Source organism: Azotobacter beijerinckii, assembly GCF_900110885.1.
Lineage (GTDB): Bacteria > Pseudomonadota > Gammaproteobacteria > Pseudomonadales > Pseudomonadaceae > Azotobacter > Azotobacter beijerinckii.
This window is the reverse complement of record NZ_FOFJ01000107.1, coordinates 1-6,455: the sequence shown is the minus strand read 5'-3', so window position 1 is coordinate 6,455 and position 6,455 is coordinate 1. Positions and strand designations below refer to the sequence as shown.

The window sequence follows — 6,455 nt, the reverse complement described above, 5'->3', positions numbered from 1 at the left end:
CGGCGCCCATACCGTCTACCTGGGCCTGCAGCGGGTCAGCGGCGACAGCAAGTGGCTGCGGGTCAACGGCACCAGCGGCGGCACCCTGGCCAACGACAGCTACAACTCCAGCTACGACAACGCCCGGGAGCGCTCCTGGCAGCTGCGCTACGACTACAACTTCGTCGGGCTGGGCGTGCCGGGGATGACCTTCATGACCCGCTACATCTCCGGCTCGAACATCCAGGCTGGCGGCCTCGACAACCGCAAGGAGTGGGGCCGCGAGAGCGAGCTGGCCTACGTGGTGCAGAGCGGCGTGGCGAAGAACCTGACCCTGCGCTGGCGGAACTCGACGATCCGCCGCGACTGGGGCAGCAACAACCAGTTCAACGAGCAGCGCCTGATCGCCCAGTACCCGCTGTCGCTGTTCTGACCGGGCACCGGCGTAATGCCGGGGGCCGGGCGGTCATTGCCCCGTGACCGTCTCGGTCCGGCCCGCGGCCATCCGGCGTTGCCGGGGGCCGGATCAATAGGCAAAGGGGTGGCCCAGCTCCGTCTGCATCCAGGCGAGGAAGCGCCGCACGCGCGGATAGTCGGCATGCGTATGCGGGAAGACCAGGTGATGGGCGCTGACCGGACTGCGCAGTTCGCTGCCGAACACCGGGACGAGCCTGCCCTTGAGGATGTAGTCGTGGGCCAGCAGCGTGCTTTCCAGCGCGAAGCCGAGGCCGTGGGCCGCCGCCTCCAGGCTCATGTAGGAGCGGTCGAAGCTGAGCGGGTAACGACGCTCGGGCATCGACAGGCCTTGCTGCGCGAACCACTGCGGCCACTGCACCAGCGGCGCTTCGGAGAGGATCAGGTCGGCATCGAGCAGATCGCCGGGACTGGCGACCGGCTTTTCCTGGAGCAGGGAAGGGGCGGCGAGCACGGCGATGGTTTCCTGCGGCACGGTGCGGATCTCCAGGTTCGGCCAGTTCGCCAGGCCGTAGCGGATATCCACGTCCATCTTGTCCCGGCTGAAGTGCAGGGACTCGTAGGAACACGACAGGTTGATCTCCAGGTCGGGGTTGCTGGCGCGCAGTTGCTCGAGGCGCGGCAATAGCCAGAGCAGACCGAAGCTGGGGACCGAATGCAGCCTCAGGCACTCCAGGTTGGCATCGGTGGCGGCGCGTTCGGTGGCCGTGCCCAGGCGCTGCAGCGCCCCCGTGATGTCGTGCAGGTACTGCGTGCCGACGGGGGTCAGCTCGATCCCCTTGCTGGTCCGGTGGAAGAGCGGCCGGCCGATCATCGCTTCGAGCTTGGCGATCTGATGGCTCACGGCCGAAGGCGTCAGGTTGAGTTGCTCCGCCGCTCTGGCGACATTGCCGAAACGCGCTGCCTGCTCGAAGGCGAGGATGGCCTTGATGGGCGGAATACGCAGTGGTGTCTTCTCCGATCGGATCATTGTTTTAGTCCTTCGACCTTGCGATTCGGCAAGGCATGCCATCCATTCTAAACAGTGCGTCAAGCCTGCAGGCGTCGCCGCCGGCGTGCTGAATTTTTTTCAGCAACGGCTGAGCGTGGCTGCGTTGTGAGCGGGGCCGTAACAGCCGAACCTTCCGATACCCCGCCAACCACGGCGGTCCTTGAACAAGAACGATATCAGGAGTGTCCAGCATGCTGCTCGAAGGCAAGATCGCGATTATCACCGGTGCCGCCTCGCAACGAGGGATCGGTCGCGCCATGGCCCGCACCTTCGCCCACCATGGGGCCCGGGTCGTCATCCTCGATCTGGATGAAAAGGCGGCACGGGACGCGGCGGAAGACCTCGGCTCCGAGCATCTGGGCCTGGCGGCCAACGTCGCGGACGCCGCCCAGGTAAGCCGCGCCGTCGAGGCGGTGATCCAGCGCTATGGCCGCATCGATGCGCTGGTGAACAACGCCGGCATCACCCAGCCGCTGAAAACCCTGGAGATTCGCGGCTCCGATTACGACAAGGTGCTGGACGTGAGTCTGCGCGGCACCCTGCTGATGTCCCAGGCCGTCATCCCGACGATGCGCGCGCAGAAGTCCGGCAGCATCGTCTGCCTGTCGTCGGTGTCGGCCCAGCGCGGCGGCGGCATCTTCGGCGGACCGCACTACAGCGCCGCCAAGGCCGGCGTGCTCGGCCTGGCCCGCGCCATGGCCCGCGAGCTGGGGCCGGACAATATCCGCGTCAACTCCCTCACCCCGGGCCTGATCCATACCGACATCACCGGCGGTCTGCTGTCCGACGAGCGGCTGAACGGCATCCTCGCCGGCATTCCGCTGGGCCGCATGGGCAACGCGCAGGAGGTCGCCGATGCGGCGCTGTTCCTGGCCAGCGACCTGTCGACCTACCTCACCGGCATCACCCTGGATGTGAACGGCGGCATGCTGATCCACTGACGGCACGCCGCGGCCGACGGCCGAGCCGGAACCGGTTTCGCCCGTCGGCCCGCTACATCCTCCACGCTCAATAACAACAAGAGAGCGAAAGAATGTCGACTATGACCCTCGATGCGGTGTCTACCACCCGTTCCAGCGCTTACCGGAAAACTGCATGGCGGCTCATGCCGTTTCTCATGCTGTGCTACCTGTGCGCTTACCTGGATCGCGTCAACGTCGGTTTCGCCAAGCTGCAGATGATGAACGATCTGGGCCTCAGCGATACCGTCTACGGCCTGGGCGCCGGTCTGTTCTTCATCGGCTATTTTCTCTGCGAAGTCCCCAGCAACCTGCTGCTCCACCGGATCGGCGCGCGGATCTGGATCGCCCGGATCATGATTACCTGGGGGATTCTGTCGGCCCTGTTCGCCTTCGTCGAAACGGCCTGGCAGTTCTACCTGCTGCGCTTCCTGCTCGGCATGGCGGAGGCGGGGCTGGCGCCCGGCATCCTGCTTTACCTGACCTACTGGTTCCCGACCTACCGCCGCGCCCGGCTGACGGTCCTGTGGTTCGTCGCCATTCCCCTCTCGGGCATGTTCGGCGGCCCGCTGTCGGGCTGGATCATGGCGCATTTCGCCGGGCTGCACGGCTGGTCCGGCTGGCAATGGATGTTCGTCCTGGAAGCGATTCCCACCGTCTTGGTCGGCGTGTGGGTGCTGAGCTACCTCAAGGACCGGGTCGAGGACGCCACCTGGCTCGACGACGAGGAAAAGCAGCTGGTCCAGCGCGAGCTGGCCGAGGACAACCAGCAGAAAACCGAGCATGCGTCGGTGCGTGCCTTCGTCAGCGATCGCCGGTTGTGGCTGCTGGCAGGCATTTATTTCTCCGTGGTCATGGGGCAGTACGCCATCACCTTCTGGCTGCCGACCCTGGTGCGCAACGCGGGCGTCGCCGATCCGGTGCACATCGGCCTGCTCACCAGCCTGCCGTATCTCTGCGCGATCGTCGTCATGCTCCTGGCCGGTCGCAGCAGCGACAAACACCGCGAGCGGCGCTGGCACGTGGTGCTGCCGATGTGGGCGGGCGGGATCGGCCTCACCCTGGCGGCGATCTACGGGCACGACGTCGGCCTGTCGATCCTCTGCCTGTCGCTGGCGGCGGCCGGCGTTCTCTCGGCGTCCTCGCTGTTCTGGATGCTCCCCACCTCGCTGCTGGGCGGCGTGAGCGCCGCCGCCGGCATCGCGGCGGTGAACAGCATCGCCAATCTGGCCGGCTTCTGCTCGCCCTACCTGATCGGCTGGATCACCACGTCGACCGGTTCCAGCCAGGTGGGCATGTACCTGATCACTGCCGTGCTGGTCGCCGGTGCGCTGCTGGTTTTCCGCTTGCCGGCCACTTTGACCAACCGTTAATCCTAGGAGCCTCTCGATTATGTCGACCCAAGCTACAGCCCCTGCCGTCCCTCTGGCAGAGCGGGCCTACCGTATTCGCCGCAATGCCCTGCTGATGGGCCAGGTACAGGGCCAGGGCTATATCGGCCAGGCCCTGGGCGCCGCCGACCTGCTCGCCGTCGCCTACTTCCAGGCGATGGACTACCGGCCGCACGAACCCGCCTGGGAAGGCCGCGACCGCTTCTACCTGTCGATCGGCCACTACGCGATCGCGCTCTACGCGGCGCTGATCGAGGCCGGCATCGTCCCCGCCGAGGAGCTGGAAACCTACGGCTGCGACGAGAGCCGCCTGCCGATGTCCGGCATGGCCTCCTACACCCCGGGCATGGAAATCACCGGCGGCTCCCTGGGCCACGGCCTGGGCATCGCGGTCGGCGCCTGCCTGGGACTCAAGCGCAAGCAGTCCGCCTCGTTCGTCTACAACCTGCTGTCCGACGGCGAGCTGAACGAGGGCTCGACCTGGGAGGCGGCGATGTCCGCCTCGCACTGGAAGCTGGACAACCTGATCGCGGTGATCGACGTCAACAACCAGCAGGCCGACGGCCATTCCAGCGAGATCCTCGCCTTCGAGCCGATCGTCGACCGCTGGCAGTCCTTCGGCTGGTTCGCCCAGCGGGTGAACGGCAACGACCTGCAGGCGCTGGTCGCCGCCTTCGACGCGGCCCGCCACCATCCCGGCGCGCAGCCGCGGGTGATCATCTGCGATACCCGCATGGGCAAAGGGGTGCCGTTCCTCGAAAGCCGCGAAAAGACCCATTTCATCCGTGTCGACGAACACGAGTGGGAACAAGCCCTGACCGCCCTGGATGCCGGGAGACCGTAATGAAGCACACCACCGAACAGGCCGCACCGGCCAAGAAGCGCCTGACCACCTCGGCGATGATCGCCTCCATCGCCGGCGAAGGGCAGCCGACCCGCCCGGCCCCCTTCGGCCACGCCCTGGCGGCGCTGGCCCGGGAGCGCCAGGAGCTGGTCGGCCTGACCGCCGACCTGGGCAAGTACACGGATATGCACCTCTTCGCCAAGGAGTTCCCCGAGCGCTTCTTCCAGATGGGCATGGCCGAGCAGCTGCTGATGAGCGCGGCGGCGGGCATGGCGCGCGAAGGCTTCGTGCCCTTCGCCACCACCTATGCGGTGTTCGCCTCCCGGCGGGCCTACGACTTCATCTGCATGGCGATCGCCGAGGAAGACCTCAACGTGAAGATCGTCTGTGCGCTGCCGGGCCTCACCACCGGCTACGGCCCCAGCCACCAGGCGACCGACGACATCGCGATCTTCCGCGCGATGCCCAACCTGATGGTCATCGACCCCTGCGACGCCCACGAGCTGGAGCAGGCGGTGCCGGCCATCGCCGCGCACAAGGGGCCGGTCTACATGCGCCTGCTGCGCGGCAACGTCCCGCTGGTGCTGGACCGCTACGACTACCGCTTCGAACTCGGCAAGGCGAAGACGCTCACCAGCGGCAACGAGGTGCTGGTCATCTCCACCGGCCTGATGACCATGCGCGCGCTGGAGGCGGCCGAACAGCTCAGGGCGGACGGCGTGGAGGTCTCGGTGCTGCACGTGCCGACCATCAAGCCGCTGGACGAGGCCACCATCCTGGCCGAGGCGCGCAAGCCGGGCCGGCTGGTGGTGACCGCGGAGAACCATTCGCGGATCGGCGGCCTGGGCGAGGCCGTGGCCACCCTGCTGATGCTCAACGGCGTCACTCCCACCTTCCGCCAGATCGCCCTGCCGGATGCCTTCCTCGACGCCGGCGCGCTGCCGACCCTGCACGACCGCTACGGCATCTCTACCGAGGCGGTGTGCGCGCAGATCAAGTCCTGGCTGTAAGGCCGGCCCTCCGTGGCCCGGGCAGATAGCCCGGGCCGCTCGAAGCGATTCGACGACAGGCACGGGAGCCGGCCGGCTCCCGAAGACTGCCACGCCCATGGAACGGGCAGCCCCCGGCTCCACGGATATACCGGCGCCCGGTGCCTGCTCCGGCAGGTGCCGGACGCGTTCACCACCGACATCTACTGAAAACAACAACAATGAAGAACAGTACTTTTCACCTCACCCGCCAGCGTCCCCTCGCCATCGCCCTCTCTCTTGCCGGGACGCTTGCGAGTACAGGTGTCCAGGCCGCTCTCCTGGACGACGCCAAGGGCACCCTGACCTTCCGCAACTTCTTCATCAACCGCGACTTCAAGCGCGACAACGCCACCCGCAGCAAGGCCGAGGAGTGGACCCAGAACTTCATCCTCGACCTCAAGTCCGGCTACACTCCGGGCCCGCTCGGCTTCGGCGTCGACGTGCTCGGCCTCTATGCGCAGAAGCTCGACGGCGGCAAGGGCACCGGCGGCACCCAGCTGCTGCCGCTCGACCACGACGGCAAGCCCGCCGACCACTTCGGGCGGATCGCCGTCGCGGGCAAGATGAAGTTTTCCGAAACCGAACTGCGGGTCGGCGAATGGTACCTGGTGCTGCCGATCCTGCGTGCCGACGACGGCCGCTCGCTGCCGCAGACCTTCGAAGGCACCATGCTCACCTCGAAGGAGATCAAGAACCTGACCCTCTACGCCGGCCACATCACCGGCAACAGCCCGCGCGACGACGGCAGCATGGAGGACATGACGCTGTTCGGCACCAACCCCTACA

General features: G+C 66.8%; 7 protein-coding genes. 6 read left to right on the top strand and 1 reads right to left on the bottom strand.

All coding sequences use genetic code 11. The features are described from left to right. Positions 1 to 412, top strand: a 412-nt coding sequence (locus BMY22_RS22300; RefSeq protein ID WP_143068610.1) for an OprD family outer membrane porin, incomplete at its 5' end; no start/stop codon positions are given. 93 nt (positions 413 to 505) lie between these two features. Here the strand turns inward: BMY22_RS22300 and BMY22_RS22295 are convergent. Then, positions 506 to 1,423, bottom strand: coding sequence for a LysR substrate-binding domain-containing protein (locus BMY22_RS22295; RefSeq protein ID WP_170849484.1), 918 nt, complete (start codon positions 1,421 to 1,423; stop codon positions 506 to 508). Between the two features lie 212 nt (positions 1,424 to 1,635). On the opposite strand from BMY22_RS22295, the gene BMY22_RS22290 reads away from it, so the two are divergent. From BMY22_RS22290 to BMY22_RS22270, 5 genes are all read left to right on the top strand, one after another. Then, positions 1,636 to 2,385 (top strand): SDR family NAD(P)-dependent oxidoreductase, encoded by a 750-nt coding sequence (locus BMY22_RS22290; RefSeq protein WP_090625483.1) that lies wholly within the window; start codon positions 1,636 to 1,638, stop codon positions 2,383 to 2,385. Between the two features lie 92 nt (positions 2,386 to 2,477). Then, positions 2,478 to 3,776 (top strand): MFS transporter, encoded by a 1,299-nt coding sequence (locus tag BMY22_RS22285; RefSeq protein WP_090625482.1) that lies wholly within the window; start codon positions 2,478 to 2,480, stop codon positions 3,774 to 3,776. Between the two features lie 19 nt (positions 3,777 to 3,795). Continuing rightward, complete coding sequence (locus BMY22_RS22280; protein ID WP_090625481.1) at positions 3,796 to 4,638, top strand: transketolase; 843 nt, start codon at positions 3,796 to 3,798, stop codon at positions 4,636 to 4,638. Further along, entirely contained in the window at positions 4,638 to 5,648 is a 1,011-nt protein-coding gene (locus BMY22_RS22275; RefSeq protein WP_090625479.1) for a transketolase family protein, read from the top strand. Before BMY22_RS22280 ends, BMY22_RS22275 begins: the two co-directional genes overlap by 1 nt. 200 nt (positions 5,649 to 5,848) lie before the next feature. Beyond that, positions 5,849 to 6,455 (top strand): OprD family outer membrane porin (locus tag BMY22_RS22270; protein ID WP_143068609.1); only part of this gene is annotated, 607 nt, incomplete at its 3' end.